This is a genomic window from Novosphingobium mangrovi, assembly GCF_022818885.1.
GTDB classification, from domain to species: domain Bacteria; phylum Pseudomonadota; class Alphaproteobacteria; order Sphingomonadales; family Sphingomonadaceae; genus Novosphingobium; species Novosphingobium mangrovi.
This window is the reverse complement of record NZ_JALHAT010000004.1, coordinates 22,952-44,389: the sequence shown is the minus strand read 5'-3', so window position 1 is coordinate 44,389 and position 21,438 is coordinate 22,952. Positions and strand designations below refer to the sequence as shown.

The 21,438-nt window shown below is 65.6% G+C and carries 15 protein-coding genes and 1 tRNA gene; 11 read left to right on the top strand and 5 right to left on the bottom strand.

Annotation, left to right across the window (positions count from 1 at the left end; all coding sequences use genetic code 11):
- The first annotated feature begins 82 nt into the window (after positions 1-82).
- The 5 genes from MTR65_RS04710 (at position 83) to MTR65_RS04690 (ending at position 9,397) form a co-directional block, all read left to right on the top strand.
- A tRNA-Asn gene (locus MTR65_RS04710) sits at positions 83-157 on the top strand.
- Between the two features lie 150 nt (positions 158-307).
- Positions 308-1,759, top strand: coding sequence for a 2OG-Fe(II) oxygenase family protein (locus tag MTR65_RS04705; protein WP_243797612.1), 1,452 nt, complete (start codon positions 308-310; stop codon positions 1,757-1,759).
- Positions 1,760-1,875: 116 nt separating this feature from the next.
- Complete coding sequence (locus MTR65_RS04700; RefSeq protein WP_243797609.1) at positions 1,876-4,656, top strand: M14 family metallopeptidase; 2,781 nt, start codon at positions 1,876-1,878, stop codon at positions 4,654-4,656.
- 149 nt (positions 4,657-4,805) lie between these two features.
- Positions 4,806-7,802 (top strand): TonB-dependent receptor domain-containing protein, encoded by a 2,997-nt coding sequence (locus MTR65_RS04695; RefSeq protein WP_243797606.1) that lies wholly within the window; start codon positions 4,806-4,808, stop codon positions 7,800-7,802.
- Between the two features lie 101 nt (positions 7,803-7,903).
- A complete protein-coding gene (locus tag MTR65_RS04690) occupies positions 7,904-9,397 on the top strand; it encodes an amidohydrolase (protein ID WP_243797603.1) in 1,494 nt (497 codons plus the stop codon).
- A 172-nt stretch (positions 9,398-9,569) separates the two neighbouring features.
- On the opposite strand, the gene MTR65_RS04685 is transcribed toward MTR65_RS04690, so the two are convergent.
- Both MTR65_RS04685 and MTR65_RS04680 read right to left on the bottom strand, forming a co-directional pair.
- Positions 9,570-10,634 carry a FecR family protein gene (locus MTR65_RS04685; protein WP_243797601.1) on the bottom strand — a complete coding sequence of 355 codons (1,065 nt, stop codon included), beginning with the start codon at positions 10,632-10,634 and terminating at the stop codon, positions 9,570-9,572.
- 6 nt (positions 10,635-10,640) lie between these two features.
- Entirely contained in the window at positions 10,641-11,153 is a 513-nt protein-coding gene (locus MTR65_RS04680; protein ID WP_268739255.1) for an RNA polymerase sigma factor, read from the bottom strand.
- A gap of 148 nt (positions 11,154-11,301) precedes the next feature.
- Between MTR65_RS04680 and MTR65_RS04675 the strand changes: the two genes are divergently transcribed.
- The 3 genes from MTR65_RS04675 (at position 11,302) to MTR65_RS04665 (ending at position 14,934) form a co-directional block, all read left to right on the top strand.
- Positions 11,302-13,899 carry a TonB-dependent receptor gene (locus MTR65_RS04675; RefSeq protein WP_243797597.1) on the top strand — a complete coding sequence of 866 codons (2,598 nt, stop codon included), beginning with the start codon at positions 11,302-11,304 and terminating at the stop codon, positions 13,897-13,899.
- Between the two features lie 85 nt (positions 13,900-13,984).
- Complete coding sequence (locus tag MTR65_RS04670; RefSeq protein WP_243797594.1) at positions 13,985-14,431, top strand: GFA family protein; 447 nt, start codon at positions 13,985-13,987, stop codon at positions 14,429-14,431.
- 95 nt (positions 14,432-14,526) lie between these two features.
- Positions 14,527-14,934 carry a hypothetical protein gene (locus tag MTR65_RS04665; RefSeq protein WP_243797591.1) on the top strand — a complete coding sequence of 136 codons (408 nt, stop codon included), beginning with the start codon at positions 14,527-14,529 and terminating at the stop codon, positions 14,932-14,934.
- Between the two features lie 102 nt (positions 14,935-15,036).
- On the opposite strand, the gene secA is transcribed toward MTR65_RS04665, so the two are convergent.
- Entirely contained in the window at positions 15,037-17,784 is a 2,748-nt protein-coding gene (secA, locus tag MTR65_RS04660) for a preprotein translocase subunit SecA (protein WP_243797589.1), read from the bottom strand.
- Positions 17,785-17,920: 136 nt separating this feature from the next.
- On the bottom strand, positions 17,921-18,241 hold the full coding sequence (locus tag MTR65_RS04655; protein ID WP_243797808.1) for a hypothetical protein: 321 nt from the start codon (positions 18,239-18,241) through the stop codon (positions 17,921-17,923).
- 83 nt (positions 18,242-18,324) lie between these two features.
- Here MTR65_RS04655 and argJ point away from each other — a divergent pair, with 83 nt between their 5' ends.
- The 3 genes from argJ to MTR65_RS04640 are packed head-to-tail and all read left to right on the top strand — an operon-like array spanning position 18,325 to position 21,021.
- Positions 18,325-19,551, top strand: coding sequence for a bifunctional glutamate N-acetyltransferase/amino-acid acetyltransferase ArgJ (gene argJ, locus MTR65_RS04650; protein WP_243797587.1), 1,227 nt, complete (start codon positions 18,325-18,327; stop codon positions 19,549-19,551).
- A 13-nt stretch (positions 19,552-19,564) separates the two neighbouring features.
- Positions 19,565-20,188, top strand: a complete 624-nt coding sequence (locus MTR65_RS04645) for a glutathione S-transferase family protein (protein ID WP_243797585.1) — start codon at positions 19,565-19,567, stop codon at positions 20,186-20,188.
- Positions 20,189-20,211: 23 nt separating this feature from the next.
- A complete protein-coding gene (locus MTR65_RS04640; RefSeq protein ID WP_243797583.1) occupies positions 20,212-21,021 on the top strand; it encodes an inositol monophosphatase family protein in 810 nt (269 codons plus the stop codon).
- Positions 21,022-21,088: 67 nt separating this feature from the next.
- On the opposite strand, the gene trxA is transcribed toward MTR65_RS04640, so the two are convergent.
- Positions 21,089-21,409 (bottom strand): thioredoxin, encoded by a 321-nt coding sequence (trxA, locus tag MTR65_RS04635; protein ID WP_039392795.1) that lies wholly within the window; start codon positions 21,407-21,409, stop codon positions 21,089-21,091.
- Between the last annotated feature and the right edge of the window lie 29 nt (positions 21,410-21,438).

Below are 21,438 nucleotides of genomic sequence, written 5' to 3'. Positions count from 1 at the left end.
TGCCAAGATCAGGGTTGCCAACCCAAAACACCCTGCGTATAGGGCCAGTCCTGCCGCGGCGGTGGAAACACTGACTGGCTGCTCCCCGATAGCTCAGCGGTAGAGCCCTCGACTGTTAATCGAGTTGTCGTAGGTTCGAATCCTACTCGGGGAGCCACTTCCTTTCCCAGGAAGTTCAGCGACTCAAAGGAGTTAGCCCCATGCCGGGCTTACCGCAAACTCCTTACCCTCCTATCGCAGCAAGCCATGACAACTCCCTTCCGGGAGCACTGGACAAGCGTCCGGTGAGGCCGTTACCTCTGGCCGCATGAGCACCGTCCCGACCCGCGCCGCTGCAACCTCCGATCCGGCGCGTGAGGCGCGCGAGCTGAAAGCGCAGGGACGTCTCGACGAGGCTCTTGAGGCACACCTGCGCGACGTGGCGGCGCGGCCCTCCAGCGCCATTGCCGAACACAATCTTGCCTCGACGCTGGGCGACCTCTCCCGCTTTGCCGAATCTGCCAACGCCGCCCGCCGAGCGTTGAAGAAAGGCTCCACCGCGCCGGAAACGCAGCTCGTGCTGGCCCGTGCGCTGCAGGGCCTCCTCCAGCTGGACGAGGCCGAGAATGCCTTTCGTCGCGCGCTGGAGCTGCGCCCCGATTATCTCGACGCCCAGCAGGACCTCGCCCAGCTGCGCTGGATGCGCACCGGCGATCTTGGCCATGCCGCCGCGCACCTTGACGCTGCCCTTACCCGTCAGTCCCCCACAACGTCCGCGCTGACGATCCTGCGCGCGCGGCTCGACATTGCGGCAGGCGAAGCGCAAGCCGCGCTGGCACGGCTGGAGCGGCGCCTTTCGTCCCACGCCAATGACCCGGCCCTGCACCTTGCCGCCGCGCAGGCCGCAGCGGCCGCCGATGCCCGCGAGGTCCATCTGGCCCAAGCCGTCCAGGCCCTGCGCCTCGCGCCGTCCTCCCAGATGGCGGCCAAGTCCGCTGTTGAGGCGCTCCTCGGGCTGGGCCGCGCCGAGGAAGGCCGCGACCTTGCTGCGCGCATCCTCGCCCACCATCCCCAGGATCAGGGCGTACGCGCCCTGCTTCTCACCGCCCAGCGCCTGCTCGGAGATTCGCAGGGCAGCGCGCCCTATCGCGATAGTGGGCTGGTGCGGCAGATGGAGGTGCCCACACCTACGGGCTGGCCTTCGCGCGAGGCCTGGCTGAGCGCACTTGGCGACGCGCTGCGCGCTCGGCATGGCTGGACCATGCACCCGCCCGGCCAATCGCTGCGCGGTGGCAGTCAGACCCAGGAAGACCTCGCCCGCAGCCCCGATCCCATCCTCGCAGGCTTCTTTGCCAGCGTGCGCGAGACGATCGCGCGCTACATTGCCGAGCTTGGCCCCGGCACCGACCCGACCCGCGCGCGCATTCCCGAACCTGCCAACGCCGATAGCCTGGGCTGGCGTCTGACAGGCGCATGGTCGGTCCTGCTGCGCGCGGGCGGCGGGCACCACGTCGATCACGTCCATCCCGAGGGCTGGCTTTCGAGCGCCTTCCATGTGGAAACCCCGCCCGCAACCGACACCGGCCAGCAAGGCTGGCTCGCCTTCGGACGCCCGGGCTGCGCGACCTCGCCCGCGCTGGAACCGCTTGCGCATATCCGCCCGAAGCCGGGGCACCTTGTCCTCTTCCCCAGCTACCTGTGGCACGGCACCGAGCCCTTCGACGGCGAGGCCGACCGGCTCACCGTTGCCTTCGATATCGTGCCGAAAAACCGCGCCTGAACTCGCCCTCGCGAAAAAAGTTTCCCCTTTTTCGCATTTTTGCCTGAGGGTTCGCGCCGGACCTGCGTCCTACCCTACGACGCAAGGCACACGATGCGCGAAGAGGAGATACGGATATGCGAATTGGGCTTAGGGCGGCGAGCTTCACGGCGATGGCGCTCCTGCTGACCTCACCGGGCCTGGCCCAGATCTCACAGCCCAACACGATGGGCATCGCGACACCGGCCGAGAGCTTCCCGCAGGAACCGGGCAGCGACTACTTCCTTGCCAACTACGACCAGTACGAGGCCTACCTCAAGACGCTGGCCAGCCAGTCGGACCGCATGAAGCTGGTCGACATCGGCAAGAGCGCGGAAGGCCGCACGATGTGGGTGGCGATCGTCTCTTCGCCCGAAAACCTTGCCAAGCTCAACCACTACAAGGACATCAACGCCCGCCTCGCCAAGGCGAAGGGCCTCGACGATGTACAGGCGCAGGCGCTGGCCGAAGAAGGCAAGGCGGTGGTCTGGATCGATGCCGGCATGCACGCGACCGAGACGGTGACCACCCAGTCACAGATCCACGTTCTCTACCGCATGCTGACGAAGAACGACGCCGAGACCAAGCGCATCCTCGATGACGTCATCATCCTCTTTGGCCATGACAACCCGGACGGCCTCCAGCTTGTCGCCGACTGGTACATGCGCAACGAGGACCCGGAGAAGCGCGAATTCCGCACGATCCCGCGCCTCTACCAGAAGTACGTCGGTCACGATAACAACCGCGACAGCTTCATGGCGCAGATGCCCGAGACCGAGAACGTCAACCGCGTGCTGTTCCGCGAGTGGTTCCCGCAGATCATCTTCAACCAGCACCAGACCGGGCCCGAAGGCATGGTGGTGTTCGTGCCCCCGTTCCGCGATCCCTTCAACTACAACTACGATCCCCTGCTGATGACCGAGCTGCAGGAAGTGGGCTCGACCATGCACAGCCGCCTCATTGCCGAGAACAAGCCGGGCTCGGGCATGCGCAGTTCCGCATCGTACTCCACCTGGCACAACGGCATGGAGCGTTCGGTCTCCTACTTCCACAACTCGATCGGGCTCCTTACCGAGATCATCGGCGGCCCGACGCCCATGAATATCCCGCTCGTCCCCGAAGTGCAGCTGCCCGACAACGACAAGCCCATGCCCATCGCCCCGCGCGAATGGCATCTGGCCGACAGCCTGGAATACCAGTGGAGCCTTGACCGCGCCGTACTGGACTACGCCTCGCGCAACCGCGACCGGCTGCTGTTCAACTACTACCGCATGGGCAAGAATTCCATCGAGGAGGGCCTGACCGACAGCTGGACGACGACGCCCACCGATATCGAGGAGCTCCAGGAAGCGGGCAAGGACCGCCCGGCCCCCAAGGACGAAAACAGCTACTTCCGTGCCAACCGCGTCGATCCCGCCCTCTACGGCGAAGTGCTTCAGGCAAGCGAGAAGCGCGACCCGCGCGCCTATGTCATCTCGCGCAGCCAGCGCGACCTGCCCACCACGGTCGCCTTCCTCAACGCACTTCTCAAGAACGGCGTCGAAGTGCTGGAAGCCGATGCCCCCTTCTCGGCCGCGGGCACCAGCTATCCGGCAGGCTCGTGGATCGTGAAGACCTCGCAGGCCTATCGCCCCCACGTCCTCGACATGTTCGAGCCCCAGGATCACCCGCACGATGTGGAATACCCGGGCGGCCCGCCCAAGAGGCCCTACGACATCACCGGCTACACGCTCTCGGACCAGATGGGTGTGGGCTATGACCGTGTGTTCGAGACCATCGATCCGGCAGCGTCCCCCATCACCGGCCTGCTCGACGTGCCCGCCGGGCAGGTCGTGGGATCGGGCGATGCGGGCTGGCTCGTGCGCCACGAGACCAACAACAGCTTCATCCTCACCAACCGCCTGCTGAAGGCAGGCCTCCCGGTTTCCTGGATCAAGAGCGCGACGCGCGCCGGGAACGTGGAATTTGCCCCCGGTGCCGTCTGGATCCCCGCATCAGGTGAGGCCCGGAGCATCGTCGAGGCCTCGGTCAAGGACCTGGGCATCAACGCCTATGCGCAAGGTGCGGCGCCTTCGCAGGACACCATGGCCATCGCGCCGGTGCGCGTCGGGCTCGTCGACCAGTACGGCGGCGTCATGCCCTCGGGCTGGACGCGCTGGCTCTTCGAGCAGTACGAGTTCCCCTTCGAGGTCGTCTTCCCCAGCGAGCTCGACCAGGGCAATCTTGCCGACAAGTTCGACGTTCTCGTCTTCGCCAACGGCACCGTGCCGCCGGTAAAGGACGGCCCATGGAGCGGGCGCCCCTCCTCGATGCCGGATCCCGAGACGATCCCGGCGGAGTACCGCTCGCAGCTTGGGCTCGTCAGCGAAGAGAAGACCGCGCCTGCCCTGGCCGCGTTCGCCAAGGAGGGCGGCACGATCATCGCCATCGGTAACGCCGCCCGGCTGGCGACGATGCTCAAGGCCCCGCTCGTCCCGGCGCTGGCCAAGGAGGAGGACGGCGAACTCAAGGGTCTGACCACGAGCGAATTCTTCATCCCCGGCGCCCTTGTAGAAGCGCGCGTCGATCCCTCCCAGCCGCTGGCCTACGGCATCACGCCAACGGTCGACATGTTCTTCGACCGCAGCCAGTCCTTCACCTTCACAGGAGGGGGCACACAGGCCCGCAAGGTCTCCTGGTACGAGAGCCCGGCCCCGCTCAAGAGCGGCTGGGCAATGGGCCAGGAGAAGCTCCAGGGAACGACCGCGATTGCCGATGTGGACCTGGGCAAGGGCAAGCTCTTCGTGATGGGCCCCGAAGTCACGCAGCGCGCACAGCCCTACCCGACCTTCAAGTTCCTCTTCAACGGGATCCTCTACGGCCCCTCCAGCAAGAACTAACCAAGCACTCACCCACAAGGCGTGCCGGGCGTGGAATATCCACGCCCGGCATTTTTTATAAATTATTTCGTATCCGAAGTGAGGGAGTTTGGAGGCACTGCGTCTCTTGTTGGTGAACGTGACATCACTTCACCAAATGAGGGGTAACGATGAAGTCCAGAACGCCCATTCGCCTGTTCCTGACCGGCACGTGCGCACCTTGCGCCCTGCTTGCCACCGGCGCACTTGCCCAGAGCCTGCCCGAGGCCCCTCCCGAGCCCGAGAACGTGGGCAGCATCGTCGTCACCGGCTCACGTATCGCCCGCCCCGACTACGAAGCGAACAGCCCGATCGTCTCCATCGGCAACGAAGCGCTGGAAGACAGCGGACGTTTGACAGTCGAGAAGGCGCTCTCCCAGATGCCCCAGTTCACCGGCGCGTTCGGCGAATCCAACGGCGGCTCCACCAGCACCGGCCTCAACGGCGGCCAGGCCTACGCCAGCCTTCGCGGCCTGGGCGCCAAGCGGACCCTGCTGCTGGTCGACGGGCGCCGCCTCCAGCCCTCCAACCCGGACGGCTCGGTCGACCTCAACACCATCCCCGAAGCCCTCATCGAAAGCGTCGAGGTCATCACCGGCGGCGCCTCCACGACCTACGGTTCGGACGCGACCGCGGGCGTCGTCAACTTTCGCCTGAAGCGCAGCTTCGACGGCATCGAGATGCACGGCCAGATCGGCACGAGCGACTACAACGACGGTGAGAGCTACCGCATCGGCGCGGTCGCTGGCTCGGAGTTCGCGGACGGTCGCGGCTCGGCGGTCATGTCCTTCGACTACACCAAGCGCTCGCGCGCCTACCAGTACAACCGCGACTACTACCGCTACCGTTCCACCGTAGCCGGGCTCGCCACGATCCCGCAGGGCACGGCCCTGTTCGGCTCGAACCTGCCCAGCATCGATGCCGTCAACGACGTCTTCCAGGGCACCTATGGCACGCCTGCGCTGACCGGAAACGCCGCCGGGCAGTACACCGGCTGGATGGGTTTCAACACCGACCAGAGCCTCTTCACCAATGTCGGCGTGCCGGTCTACAATTTCCGCGATGGCGATTCCGACAGCGCCTATCTCGTTACCACCTCGCCCACCAACCAGCAGCTGAACTTCGGCTACACCGGTGGCTCGATCCAGTCGGACCTCGACCGCTACAGCTTCTACGGCAAGCTCGACTACGAACTCACCGATAGCATCCGCGCCTTCGCCGACTTCTCGATGACCGACTACACCTCGGTCGGCCGGGCCAACCCGACGCTGGCCTCCAATGTCTATGGTCTGAGCGTTCCGGTCTCCAATCCATTCATCTCCAGCGAATTCGCCTCGATCCTCGCCTCGCGCCCCGATCCCGAGGCTGACTTCACCTTCTACAAGGCCTTCAACATCCTGGGCCCGCGCTACCAGCGCTATCACTACAACGTCTGGCAGGGCACGGCAGGCCTCGCGGGTGACGTGGGCGTCAAGGACTGGACCTGGGAGGTCTACGGCGCGCTCAGCAAGGCCAAGTTCGAGAACGAGCAGACCGGCGGCGCCAGCGCCTCGGCCCTGCGCGACCTGCTCTACAGCCCCACTGGCGGCAGCGAACTGTGCGAAGGCGGCTTCAACCCCTTCGGCAACCTGACGCCCTCCCAGGACTGCATCGATTTCATCTCGCGCCGCACGCTCAACACCAATACGCTCAAGCAGCGCACGGTCGAAGGCTCGATGCAGGGCGGGCTCTTCGAAATGCCCGCAGGCCAGGTGCGCTTCGCCGTGGGTGCGGACTACCGCTACAACGCCTATACCTTCGAGCCCGACAACCAGCTCAGTCAGGCCGATGGCACCAGCGATATCCTGGGCTACAGCGTGCTGCGCTCCGCATCCGGTTCGGTCTCGACCAAGGAGTTCTTCGCCGAACTCTTCGTGCCGATCCTGCGTGACCTGCCCGCGATCCAGGAATTCAACCTCGACCTTGGCTACCGCTATTCCGATTACAGCTCGATCGGCGGGGTGCACACCTACAAGGCCGACTTCGACTGGCGCGTGATCGACAACGTGCGCCTGCGCGGCGGGTACAACCGCGCCATTCGCGCGCCCAGCGTGGGCGAACTTTACGCCCCCGTCTCGACCGGCAGCGTGGGCATCGGCACGCCCTCGCCCACCAACACCAATGGCGATCCGTGCGACGTGCGCTCCTCCTACCGCCAGGGTGCGGCGGGCGACGATGTGCGTGACCTGTGCCTCGCGCAAGGTGTCCCGGCCAGCATCATCGACAGCTACCAGCTCGGCACCGCGCAGGTCTTTGCCCTCACCGGTGGCAACCCGGATCTGCAGGAAGAAAAGGCCGACACGCTGTCCTTCGGCGCGGTGCTGACCTCGCCCTTCGTCTCGCCGATGCTGTCCAACATGTCGCTTTCGTTCGACTGGTACCAGATCAAGATGAAGGAGGCGATCGGCCCGCTCTCGATCGCACAGGGCATCCAGTTCTGCTTCAACTCGGGCGGCAACAACCCGAACTTCGATCCGCAGAACTACTACTGCTCGCTGATCGAGCGCAGCTCGGACAGCGGCGTGCCGGTCAATCCGGTCCAGCCGCTCCTGAATCTGGGCACCTTCAACGTGAAGGGTATCGACGTGCAGTTCGACTGGAACTTCGGGCTCGACACCATCTTCGGCGGCGATCCGGGCGAGATCGCGATCAACGTGGCGGGCAGCTACCTCGACACCTTCTCGATCCAGGCGCTGCCGGGCGCGCCGACCTACGACTATGCGGGCAGCATCGGCACCGGCATCGAATCCGGCGCAGGCACCGCGCACCCGCGCTGGAAGTCGGTGAGCGCCTTCACCTGGTCCAAGAACGGTTACAGTCTGGGCCTGCGCTGGCGGCACATTTCCTCGATGATCGCCTCCAACCGCGTCGTCTCGCCCACCAGCACCACGCGCGGAGTGAGCGCCTACGACGTCTTCGATCTCAACGCGCGTGCGGAGCTGCCCGCCGAGACCGAACTGCGCATCGGCATCACCAACCTGTTCAACCGTCATCCCCCGCAGGTGGGTGACAGCGAGGGCACCTACAACGCGCAGAACTACGATGTCATCGGGCGCTACTTCAACGCCTCGATTACCAAGCGCTTCTGATACCCGCCCTGGCCTTCGGGACCGGCGCCGCGCCCTCAAACAGGGGGCGAGCTCGGCCCCGAAGGTCCTTTTGCGATCTACGTTGTGACCAAGGACAGCACATGACCTTCCTTCCCATCCCCCTTCGTGGCCTGCGCCGCGTGGCCGGTGCCGCGCTGCTGGCGGCAAGCACCGCCCTCACCACTCCTGCACTCGCCGCCCCCATTCCCGAAACCCAGCAGGACCAGATCCTAGCCGCGCTGGAAAACGACAAGGCGGTCTTCGATGAAACCGCGCTCAAGATCTGGGACTACGCCGAACTGGGCTACCTCGAGACACAGAGCTCCAGCCTCCTCCAGTCGCGCCTTGCTCAGGCCGGGTTCACCGTGAAGGCGGGCATTGCGGGCGAACCCACCGCCTTCGTCGCCAGCTACCGCACTGGCGAGGGCCCGGTGATCGCGCTCCTGGCCGAGTACGACGCCCTGCCCGGCCTTTCGCAGGCCGCCTCTCCCGTGCGCCAGCCGCTCGAAACCGAAGGCGGTCATGGATGCGGCCACAACCTCTTCGGCACCGCCTCGACCTACGCGGGGATCGCGGTGAAGGAGTGGATGGAGGCGAACGGCATCAAGGGCGAAGTGCGCGTCTACGGCACCCCGGCCGAAGAAGGCGGCTCGGGCAAGGCCTACATGGTGCGCGACGGTGTGTTCGATGACATCGACATCGCGCTCCACTGGCACCCGGGCAACACCAATTCAGCCGCGCAAGGCCCCAGCCTTGCCAATATCTCGGGCAAGTTCCGCTTCCACGGCCGCTCCTCGCACGCCGCCGGGGCCCCCGCGGCTGGCCGCTCCGCGCTCGACGGCGTCGAGGCGATGGACACCATGGTCAACATGATGCGCGAGCACATTCCCGATGGAACGCGCATCCACTATGTCATCACCAATGGCGGCAAGGCGCCCAACGTCGTGCCTGACGAGGCCGAGGTCTACTACTACGTGCGCCACGTCGATCCGCAGGTCGTGCGCGATGTCATGGGCTGGGTGCGCGAAGCCTCGCAAGGTGCGGCCATGGGGACCCAGACCAGCGTCGACTTCGAACAGACCGGGGGCGTCTATTCGCTCCTGCCCAACGAGACCCTGATGAAGGTCATGGACCGCTCGCTGCACAAGGCCGGTGCGATCACCTGGACGGCCGAGGAAACCGCCTTTGCCCGCAAGCTCCAGGAGAGCTTCAAGAACCGCGCCGTGCCGCTTGAAAGCGTGGGTGAAATCCAGCCCGCCGTGATCGAGGGAAAGGCCATGTCGGGCTCTACCGATGTTGCCGATGTCAGCTGGGTCAAGCCGACCGTCGGCCTCTCGACCGCGACCTTCGTGCCGGGTTCGGCCGGACACAGCTGGCAGAACACCGCAGCGGCCGGCTCCACCATCGGCCTCAAGGGCGCAATGGTCGCGGCCAAGACCCTGGCTCTCACCGCCGCCGAACTGCTGGTGAGCCCCGCCGAAATCGCCGAGGCCACGACCGAGTTCGAGAAACGCCGCGGTGCCGATTTCAAATACGAGGCCATGATCGGCGACCGCCCGCCGCCGCTCGACTATCGCAAGACCGCTTCGGAATAGGGGAGAGCGGATCCAAACGGTCAGAACGTAGAAGGGGAAGATTCAAGGGGCCATCGCCCCTTGACCCCAAAACGGTCGACCTCACCTATGCAAAGCCGCTCAGGCTGAGAGAGGTGAGTTCGACCGTTTTGGGAGCCCGAGGGCGATGGCCCTCGGAATCATTCTTTTCCCATCAATACGGGACGAGCCGCGTCTCACCGTCCGCATCCGTGTCGGGCCGCGCGATCTGGTAGGCTTCCAGCGCCTCGATCAGCGCCGCCGGATCGTCCGTGCGCACCACGCCGCTGAAGACGCGGTGCTCCAGCGCCGGGTCCAGCACCAGGCGCTGCGCGAGATGGCGGTTGAGCCGGGCGACGACATCGCCGAGCGGCGCGTTGTCGAAGCTGATGCGCCCGTCCATCCAACTGCGCGTATCGGATGCCTGCCCCTCGAGCAGCTGCGCGTCGCCGCCACGGATGGAGAGCACCATTCCCGGCTCCAGCGTCCAGCTGTGATCGCTCTGGGCAACCGCTTCCACTTTCACGCGCCCCTCCACGAGGCCCACATCGAGGCCATCCCCGCGCAGATCCACGTCGAACTCGGTGCCAAGCGCAGTCACCCGGTACCCGCCCGAGGTCACCGTGAAGGGATGCGCGGCGTCCTTGGCCACGCGAAAATACGCCTGCCCCTGCGTCAGCTCCAGCGTGCGGCCTACTTGTCCGGGCAGGACACGCACCTTCGAGGCGGCATCGAGCGTAACCTCGCTCCCATCCTCAAGCGTGAAGGCCTGCGGAGCCTCACCCCGGCTCGTCGCAAGAATACGCGCCTCGGGCGCGCCTGCGCTGCCGCCGATGCCCCCCTGGTAGGCCAGAAACGTCAGCGAGCCGATACCCAGCACCGCCGCCAGCAAGGAGGCGAGAACCAGCCGGCGCGCGCCCCGTTCCGGCGCCGCCTGAGGCTCTTCGCCATAGGTCCAAGCCGCTTCGATCCAGTCCGCAGCGTCGTCTTCGCCATCCCCCTGCACTTCCCCACGCGCCGGAGCAGCCAGGGCCTCGGCAACAAGAAGCCGGGCCTCTTCGGACAGCGCCGCTTCGTCCGCCAACTGCGCGGCGCGCTCAACCCGGTCCCAGGCCGTGCGGTGCGCGGGATCGGCCGCGTACCATGCTTCGAACGCCGCGCGTTCGGACGGCTCCACATGATCGCTGGAGAGGCTGGCATACCAGGAGGCGGCTGCGTCGTTAACGCACGTACCTGTCATGGGGAATTACTCTCCCACGCAGGCGCTGAGGTGGCGAATAGCCTTCATGATATGCTTTTCAACTGCGCTGACCGAAATACCGAAGTGCGATGCGATGGCCGCATAACTCATTTCTTCGAAGCGGTGAAGGACGAAGACCTGCCGTGTCCGATCCGGCAGATCGCGCAGCGAGACCATCACGCTGGCGAGCCGCTGCTTGCCTTCGAGCACGCGCGCAGGGGAGATTTCCTCGACCGGATGATGGTAGTCCTCGAGCGAGACATGCGCCTCGCGCTGGCGCACGGCCTCACGCCGCCAACGGTCGGTCAGCACCGAGCGCGCCACCTGAAACGCATAGCTTTCCAGCGATTCGATCCGGTTGTCGCCGCGCCGCTGATGCAGGCGCAGAGCGACCTCCTGGACCATGTCCTCGGCCTCCTGAAGACCGACGCGCCGCGCAAGAAAATCGCGCACGGCACCCACGACTGTATCCCTGTGATCCGCCTCACGAGGGCGAATGACACTCAAACGAAGCCCCATGTCCACCCCCTGTCCGGCAGACATCTTCCCCCAATGAATACTCTTCTCGCATTGAAGAACAACATATTGAAATTGGTGGGTCAAGCAGAGAAGATAGTATTCACGACCAGGGGGGAATCGGGCTCTCTCGCGACAGGGCACGCAGCACATGAGGGACAGGAACAGGACCGGTTTCGCTGACCGGACGCGCGTGCATCGCGTGCTGTTGCGCTGCGCCCTGGCGCTGCAGATCGGCCTCCTCTTCGCACTGCCGCAGATCGCCGCGGCGCGCGCTCCGGCCGCGCCCTACACGATCGCGGCAGGCCCCTTGCGGCTCGCCCTCGTCCTATTTGCCCGCCAGAGCGGCGTGCAGATCCTTTTCGCCCCCGAACTGGTAGTCGGAAAACAGGCCCCGCCGCTGACGGGCCGCCATACCATCGACGAGGCCCTGACCCGGATCCTTGCCGGAAGCGGCCTCTCGGCCCGCAAGCTGGACTCCGGCGCCATCCTCATCGTTCCCGCATCCCCCGCCGCGCCCCCGCTCGTCTCCGCTCACGACGAGTCCCCGGATGGTGTGCGCCCGCAGGGGCTCGAAAGCCCGCGTCCGGACATTCTCGTCACCGCCTTCAAGTACCCGACCCTGCTTGCCCAGAGCGCCGCCGATCTCACGGTGATCGGCGCCCAGCTCCAGCGCCAGCGGGGCATCGACGGTCTTGCCACGCTCGCGCAGGCCACGCCCTCGCTCAACATCGCGCAGAACAACAGCGCAGCGAGCCGCCTCACCCTGCGCGGCGTTTACGGGCGCGGCGAGCCGACGGTCGGCGTCTACTACGGCGATTCCCCCGTCAGCGGCCCCTCGGGCACGACGTTCGACCCGGGCGGCATCGCGCTCGATCTCGAACTGGTCGATCTTGCCCGCATCGAGATCCTGCGCGGCCCGCAGGGGACCCTTTACGGGGCAAGCTCGATGGGGGGCACCTTACGCTTCCTCTTCAACACGCCCGATGCGACGGGGGCTTCCGGCGAAGTGCGCGGCGGGGCCTCGATTACCCGGCATGGCAGCCCCGGCCATCACCTCTCGGCCATGGTCAACCTTCCGCTTGCCTCCGACACGCTTGCGCTACGCGCAGTGGCCTATGACCGCACGACGGGGGGCTACATCGACCACCCCCGCTTCGCTCTTGCCAATCAGGGCGGAACCGAGCGCCAGGGGGCACGCCTGGCCCTCGTCTGGACGCCCAGGCCCGATCTCGACCTCAAGATCTCGTACTTCCATCAGGAAACCCGCAGCAACGGTGCGCAGTTCTTCGATGACCGTGACGGCGCGCGAACCAATGACCTTGCCGTTCGCACCCCCAATGCGAACACGCTCAACCTCGCCAACGCCGCTCTCGACTGGCGCAGCGACTGGGGCACACTGACAGCGCTTGCGACATTCTATCGCTGGAAGGTCCTACGCCAGAGCGACTTCAGCGACGTCCTTGCAGGGCTTGTCGACAATCCGGCCAGTTGCCTGCGCCACGCAGGACTTGGCCAGGGTGCCAGCTGTACGCAGACGCAATGGGAGGCCTATCGCGCCTTCGTTTCGACGCGTCTTCCCGCGATCCTCTATCAGCCGATGTGGGTCACCAGCGCAAACGGCGAAGTGCGCTTCCACAGCGAGGCCCTCGCCCGCACCTCGCTCACCCTGGGGCTTTTTGCCGAAACCCGGCGTGACCGCGTCGACAGCATCACCGCCCGCGCCGATGCAGCCTCGGGCCTGCTGGTACGCCCGCTCGACATCACCGGGGCACGGGCCATCTGGACCGGCCTCAACCAGACCGCATTGTTTGGCGAAGCCTCCTACGACCTTTCCCCCCGCGTCCGCCTGACCGCAGGCCTGCGCCTGTTCCACTACGGCAAGACCGCAAGGGGCGACATCTTCACCCCCAACCTCATCACGGGCACCGCGGATATTGCCCCGGGCCGCTTCAGCACGCGCGAGAGCGGTTCGAACCTCAAGCTGCAGGCGACCTGGCGCCCCTCGCCCGATCTCGTGGCCTACCTGCAGATGGCCGATGGCTTCCGCCCGGGCGGCGTCAACATCACCCCTTCGCTAAGCGAGGAGAACCGCAGTTACGCTGCCGATTCGCTGCGCAGCTACGAAGTGGGCCTGCGCCTTGGCCTCCCCCGCGCCGGGATCGAATTGCAAGGCGCGCTCTACCACATCGGCTGGTCGGACATGATCTACAACGCCTCGAGCCCCAACAGCGCCTTCGTCTATAACACCAACATCGGCTCGATCGTGATCGACGGCGCGGAAGCGAACGCGCACTGGCAGGCCAGCGACGAGCTCACGCTTGCCCTTTCCGCCAGCTGGACCGATGCCCGCGTCGCCCGCGACCAGGAACGGGCCGGCACGCTGGGGCAGCTTTTCGCAGGCGACCGGGTGCCGATGATCCCGCGCCTCGCCGCCTCGTTCGGCTTGGCCTACGAGCGCCGCCTCACCTCGGGAACACGGCTGTGGGGACGCCTCGACGCCGTGGCCTCGAGCGGCTTTGCCTCGCAGTTCAATACCCTCCAATCAAGCTACGCCCGAACGCCCGCGCGGGCGAGCCTCGATCTGGCGGTGGGGGTGGAGCGCAGCGGCTGGGACCTGTCGCTAAGCCTGCGCAACGCGCTCGACACGCACCGCCCCGATCAGGTGCTGGCCACCTCGCTGGGCGCGCGCCAGGTCTTCGCCCCGCGCCCGCGCACACTTGGTCTGGAACTGGGTGTGGCATTCTGAAGGTCTCTCGTACCGATAGGCAGGCCGGAGCATCGCTGTTAGCCTTGCTCCCAACGACAAGAACCGAAATGGAAGAGGAAAGAGGATGCTGAAAGCGAACCGTGAATACGGCGGGGGATGCCTGTGCGGCGCGATCCGGTACCGTGTGACGGGCCCCAGTCTGTTCGAGACGCAGTGCTGTTGCCGGGACTGCCAGAAGGCAACCGGAACCGGACACACGACCATCGTCGGGATCGCGCGCGACCAGCTTCGCATCGAAGGCGAGCCGGCGATCTACACCAGCGTCGGCGAGAGCGGCGGCGCGGTTTCGCGCCACTTTTGCGGCACCTGCGGCGGGCGCATCTTCACCTCGGGCGCACTGCCGGGTGAAAACGTGATGATCCAGGCCGGATCGCTCGATGAACCCGGAGAGGTCACCCCCGAAAACGTCATCTACGGCAAGGACGCCCTGCCCTGGGACCATTTCGATCCGGCCTTGGAGATCTACGAGCTCTATCCCCCGTTCGACCCGGTGACCCGCGAGCCCACCTGAGCGTCCCCCGGAACTCTGCGGACTACCCCGCTTGCAGGTTTGCAATCTTTTTGCGGTGCCATCATGCGAACGACGGGAAACGCGAGGTGAGGGACATGAGCATCAGTGCTGTCGTATCCGGGGCCGAAGTGACCAACCTGCTGCGCGGAAGCGGACTTGCCGCGCAGAGGGTAGCTTATGTCGAAAGCGAGATACGCGACCTCACGCAGGAAGCGGCCGCCATCGCCACGCGCACGCTCGATGCCGACGCCTTCCGCACCGCGCTCGCCCGGCGCATCGACAGCGATGTGGCGAGCGGGAAGCTGAGCGCCGAGGACGCCCGCGCGATCCGCCAGGCGCTCGTGCGCACTTTCGCGCCATCAGCGGAGCCGCAGGAGGAGACACTCGATGACAGCGGCAGCGCGCGCGCCATTCCGCTGGTGGCCAGCGCCTATGGGCAGGAGGACGCCGACAGCTACCTCCACACCATCGCGCACGGGACCTTCATCGACATGCCGGTCTGACCAGCGGGCCGGACATACTGCTCCCCCCAAATGCACGAAGGCCCGGCTCCCACAATCTGCGGGAGCCGGGCCTTCATCCTATCCAGCCGGTCGGCCGTAGGCTCAGACGAGCGCGCCGTGGCAGTGCTTGTACTTGTTGCCCGAACCGCAAGGGCACGGCGCGTTGCGGCTGAGATCCATGTCCGCATAGGGGTTCTCGGCCGTGCCGCCCGGACTTGCGGTCGCCTGCGGGCTGCCCGCAAGCGAGCCGAACAGCGCGGGGTTGAGCGCCGAACCGTCGCCGTCGTTCGAATTGTCGAGGCCCGTCAGCGGATCGATGTGCCCGGTCAGGAAGTCGGGCAGTTCGGGCAGGCTCGGCTCCTGGATCGGCTCGGGCATGCGCAGTTCGCTGATCGCCAGGATGCGGGTCACATCCTCGCGGATGGCCGAGAGCATGGAGTCGAAGAGGCCAAAGGCTTCCTGCTTGTACTCGTTGATCGGGGTTTTCTGCGCGTAGGCACGCAGGAACACGACCTGGCGCAGCGCGTCGAGCGTGGCGAGGTGGTCCTTCCAGTGGTGGTCCAGACGATCGAGCAGGATCGACTTTTCAACCTGGCGCCAGATTGCAGGGTCGTCCTTTTCCATCTTGGCCGACATGTGCGCGTCGGCAAGTTCGGCAAGGCGTTCTTCGATGCCTTCGGGATCGATGCCGTCTTCCTCGACCCACGCGTCGATGGGAGCCTCGACGCCCAGGATTTCCTTGGCGCGCTCCTTGAGGCCCTCGATGTTCCAGTGCTCGGGGTAGGAGCCTTGCGGGCAGGCCTCGGCCACGAGCGTGTTGACCGTGTCGTGGCGCATGTCGAGCACGACGTCGTCGAGCGCTTCTGCGTCCATGATATCCGAGCGCTGCTCGTAGATGACCTTGCGCTGGTCGTTCATCACGTCGTCGTATTCGACGACCTGCTTGCGCACTTCGTAGTTGCGCGCCTCGACCTTCTTCTGCGCGGTCTCGATGGCCTTGGAAAGCCACTTGGAACCGATCGCCTCACCATCGGCAAGGTTGCTGTTCATCATCTTGGAGAACAGCGTGTCGGGGCCGAAGATGCGCAGGAGATCGTCTTCGAGGCACAGGTAGAACTTGGAAAGCCCGGGGTCGCCCTGACGGCCCGAACGGCCGCGCAGCTGGTTGTCGATGCGGCGGCTTTCGTGGCGCTCGGTACCGATCACGCACAGGCCGCCAGCTTCCAGCACCTGCGCCTTTTCGGCCGCGATTTCCTCCTTGATGCGGGCGACACCGGCTTCGCGCTCGGGCCCTTCGGGCATGTCGGCAAGTTCGGCTTCGATACGGAACTCAAGGTTACCGCCCAGCTGGATGTCGGTCCCGCGCCCGGCCATGTTGGTGGCGATGGTCACCGCGCCCAGACGGCCCGCCTGCGCCACGATGTGCGCTTCCATCTCGTGGAAGCGGGCGTTGAGGACCGAGTGCTTCACGCCCTCCTTGTTGAGGAAGTCCGAGAGCAGTTCCGACTTCTCGATCGAGACCGTGCCCACCAGCACCGGCTGCCCGATCTCGTGCTTGTCGCGGATCAGCTTCGCGATGGCCGCGAACTTGTCCATCGTGTTCTTGTAGAACTCGTCTTCCTCGTCGATGCGCGCAATCGGCTTGTTCGTCGGGATGGTGACGACGTTCATCTTGTAGATGTCGAAGAATTCGGCCGCCTCGGTCGCCGCGGTACCGGTCATGCCCGAAAGCTTGGGGTACATGCGGAAGTAGTTCTGGAAGGTGATCGAGGCGAGCGTCTGGTTCTCCGGCTCGATCTTGACGCCTTCCTTGGCCTCGACGGCCTGGTGCAGACCATTCGACCAGCGGCGTCCATCCATCATGCGGCCCGTGAACTCGTCGATGATGACGACCTTGTCGTCCTTCACGATGTAGTCGGTGTCGCGCTTGAACATGACCACGGCCTTGAGCGCCTGGTCGAGGTGATGGACGACCTGGGTGTTCTCGACGTCGTAGAGGTTGGAACCTTCCAGCAGACCCTCGGATTCGAGAATGCGCTCGACCTTCTCCACGCCGTCTTCGGTCAGCGTGATGTTCTTGGTCTTCTCGTCCTTCTCGTAGTCCTCGTCCGAAAGCTGCTTCACCACGGCGTCGACCGCGATGTAGAGCTCGGACTTGTCGTCGGTCGGCCCCGAGATGATGAGCGGGGTGCGCGCCTCGTCGATCAGGATCGAGTCGACCTCGTCGACGATCGCGAAGTTGAACTCGCGCTGCACCATCTGGCTGCGCTCATGCTTCATGTTGTCGCGCAGGTAGTCGAACCCGAACTCGTTGTTCGTGCCGTAGGTGATGTCTGCGGCATAGGCCTCGCGGCGCTGGAACTCGTCCAGATTGGGGACGATGACGCCGATGGTGAGGCCCAGGAAGTTGTGCAGGCGGCCCATTTCCTCGGCGTCACGGCGAGCCAGATAGTCGTTCACGGTGATGACGTGAACGCCCTTGCCTTCCAGCGCGTTGAGGTAGGTGGCGGTCGTTGCGACCAGTGTCTTGCCCTCACCCGTGCGCATTTCCGCGATCTCGCCGCGGTGAAGGACAATGCCGCCGATCATCTGCACATCGAAGTGGCGCATGCCAAAGACGCGGCGCGAGGCCTCGCGCACGGTGGCGAACGCTTCGGGAAGAAGGTCATCGAGCGTGGAGCCGTTCGCGAGCATCTCGCGGAACTTGGGGGTCTGCGCCGCGAGCTCCTCATCGCTCATCGCCTCGATGGCGGGTTCGAACGCGTTGATCTGGTCGACGACCTTGCGCAGAGACTTGACGTGGCGCTCGTTGGACGAGCCGAAGATGTTCTTGACGAGTGCGCCGAGCATGGCGGGAATCCCTGTTTTTAGGAGAATTTGGAATAGGTGGTGATCACGCGGTACGAAGGTCCCTCACACAGGGCACCAGGCGCACGCGGAAAAGGCCGCTCCGGTGGGGCGGCAAAATTCATGTTGGCGGCGCGCGTTATTCGCGCGCGCGGTCAATCCCGGTCTGCGCGGCCCGAACGCGCGGCGCTGCGGGCTGTCCCGGCTGGGCCGAGAGCGCGACAAGGCGCGTATTGCGAAGCCCCGGTTCGGGAAGACGGGCCAGCGCCACGGGCGCACGGGGCGCCCGTGCCTGTCCAGTCTCGACCAGAAGCGCCACCTGCTGCGCGGTAGGCACCTGACCGGCGCGCGCCTGCGGCGCCTCGGCATGGGCGGCAAGGCCCGTCAGGAGGGCGAGCAGGGTCAATAGCAGGCGATTGGCCATGCCGGGGAGATAGTAACCCTCATCACCACTGTCCACTACCAAGCGCAATTGGTCCCAAATTTCGGCCGCTTCCTCGCCGATACTTGACCTTGCGGGGCCATGCGTTAGGCGCATTTGCCATGAGTCATCCCGTCAGCCCGCTCGCCCAGCCCTTCCCCGAAGTGCCTGCCATTGCAGGCGTGACCCCGCATGTCGTGCGCGCGGGGTACAAGGACTGGGGCCGCTGTGACCTCACCTACGTGACCTTTACCGAGGGGACCGCGGTCGCCGGCGTCTTCACCAAGAACCTATGCTGTTCGTCCGAGGTCGAGATCGGCCGCGAGAACGTGAAGCGGGGCACCGCCCGTGCGCTGGTAGTGAATGCGGGCAATTCCAACGCCTTCACGGGCTATCGCGGGCGCGAGGCGGTCGAGCAGATCATGGACCAGGTCGCCGGGAACCTCGGCTGTCCGCGCGAGGAAGTGTTCGTTTCCTCGACCGGCGTGATCGGCGTGCCGCTCCCCAAGGACAAGGCGCGCGAGGGTGTTGAAAAGGCCTTCTCCGCCGCGCCCTGCACCTGGGAAGAGGCCGCGAACACCATCGCGACGACCGACACCTTCGCCAAGGGCGCGAGTACAACGGCCATGATCGGCGACACCAAGGTCACGCTGGGCGCCATCATCAAGGGTTCGGGCATGATTGCGCCCGACATGGCCACGATGCTGGGCTACATCTTCACTGATGCGGCGGTGGAACCGGCCTTCCTGCAGGAATGCCTCTCGGCCGCGAACTTGCGCAGCTTCTCGTGCATCACGGTCGATTCCGACACCTCGACCAGCGACACCGTGCTCGCCTTTGCGACCGGCAAGGCGGGCAATGCGCCGCTCGTCACCGCGCAGAGCCCGGGCGCCGATGCCTTTGCCGCCGCGATCCAGGACGTGTGCCGCCAGCTCGCCCACCTCGTCGTGCGCGATGGCGAGGGTGCCAACAAGTTCATCGCCGTCTCGGTGACGGGCGCGGTTTCGGACGAGAGCGCGCGCAAGGTCGGCATGGCGATTGCCAACTCGCCGCTGGTGAAGACCGCCATCGCGGGTGAGGACGCGAACTGGGGCCGCGTCGTCATGGCCGTGGGCAAGGCCGGGGAACCGGCCAACCGCGACACGCTTTCCATCGGCTTCGGGGGCACCTGGGCCGCGAAGGAAGGCCTGCCGCTGGCCGACTACGACGAGGCACCGGTCGCCGCCCACCTCAAGGGCCAGGATGTCACCATCGAGGTGGATCTGGGGCTTGGCGAAGGCCAGGCGACGGTGTGGACCTGCGACCTCACGCACGGCTACATCTCGATCAACGCCGACTACCGCAGCTAAGGCACAGCGCCCCATGACCGAGCCTTTCTTCCGCATCTGGGGGCGGCCCGATTCGCACAACGTGAAGAAGGTGGTCTGGTTCGCCGCCGAACTGGGCCTCGCCTTCACGCGCATCGACATGGGCGGGTCCTTCGGCTTTTCCGAGGAATACCTCGCGCAAAACCCCAACCGGCTGATCCCGACCATCGCGGACGGCAAGCTGACCTTGTGGGAATCCAACAGTATCGTGCGCTACATGGCGGCCGAATACGGCGGCCCGCGCTGGTACCTCGCAGACCCCATCGACCGTGCCCTCGCCGAGCGCTGGATGGACTGGCAGACCGGCTACGCCGCGGCGCAGAAGGACATGTACCTTGGCCTCGTGCGCACACCCGAAGAGGCGCGCGACACCGCCGCCATTGCAGCCTCGAAGGCCGCCTGTGAGCGCCTGCTGGCGGTACTGGATGCCCAGCTTGCGACAACGCCGTGGCTCTCGGGCCACCAGATCGGCGTCGGGGACATCGCGATGGGCCCGTTCATCCACTCGTGGTTCACGCTCGCGCCCGAAACCGCCGACCTGCCCCGCGTCCACGCCTGGTACCAGCGTCTCCTGGAACGCCCGGCCTACGCAGAGCACGTCGCCCTCCCCCTCTCCTGAGCCAGACCCGAAAGGTCCCTCCCATGATCACCCCTGCCCTGACCCGCGCCGTCGAAACCGTCATGCGCGAAGCCTCGGACCGGGCCATCAAGGCGCGCTACCGCAAGCTCGAGCTCGACCAGATCATGGACAAGGGGGTGAACGATGTCGTCACCATCGCCGACCAGGAGAGCGAGGCGATCCTGACCGCCCGCCTCTCGCAGATCCTGCCCGAAGCCTGTGTCGTGGGCGAAGAGGCCGTCGCCGCCGATCCCACGGTGATGGAAAAGCTCAAGGACAACCTGTGCTGGATCGTCGATCCGCTCGACGGGACGATGAACTTCTCGCAAGGCAAAGCCCCCTTCGGCGTGCTCGTCGCGCTTGCCGACAAGGGCGAGACCATCGGCGGCTGGATCCTCGACACGCTGACCGGACGCTTCTGCCACGCAGGCCTCGGCAAGGGCGCCCATATCGGCGACTACCGCATCCAGGCACGCACCAGCGGTGAGACCCCGCCCGTCGCGGCAATCTCGACGCTGTTCATGGAAGAGGGCACGCGCGAGAAATTCATGGCGCTGGCCGCGCCGCACTACAGCCTCGTCGATATCCCGCGCTGCGCGGCCGAGCAGTACCCGCGCCTGGTGCTGGGCACCAACGATGTCTCGATGTTCAACCGCACGCTCCCCTGGGACCACGCGGCGGGCGTCCTGTTCCTCAACGAAGCGGGCGGCATGGCCGCGCGCCCCGACGGTTCCCCGTACCGTGTCGACGAATACGAACGCCGCGATCTCGTCGGCGCCGCCTCGCCCGAACTGTGGGCGGATTTCGCCAAGCTCGCTCTCCAGATGCACTGAACCCCTCCCGCACCGGGGCGCGGAAGGGGTTCGGCAAAGCTCTGGAAGGAGCTTAAATCAGGCGCGATCAGATCTCGCTTTCGATCCAGCCCTTGAGCGCGTTCTTGGGCGCGGCACCCAGCTTCTGGGCAACGGCCTCGCCGTTCTTGAACAACACCATCAGCGGGATCGACTTCACGCCGATCTGGCCGGGCACTTCGGTGTTGGCCATGATGTCCATCTTGGCGATCTTGACCTTACCGTCGAGCTCGTCCGAGATCTCTTCGAGAGCCGGGCCGATCATCTTGCACGGACCGCACCAGTCGGCCCAGAAATCGACGAGAACAGGCGTCTCGGACTTGAGGACGTCATCTTCGAAGCTGGAATCGGTTACGGCAATCGTGGGCATTGGGAGAACTCCTCGAAACGGTGTTTGAT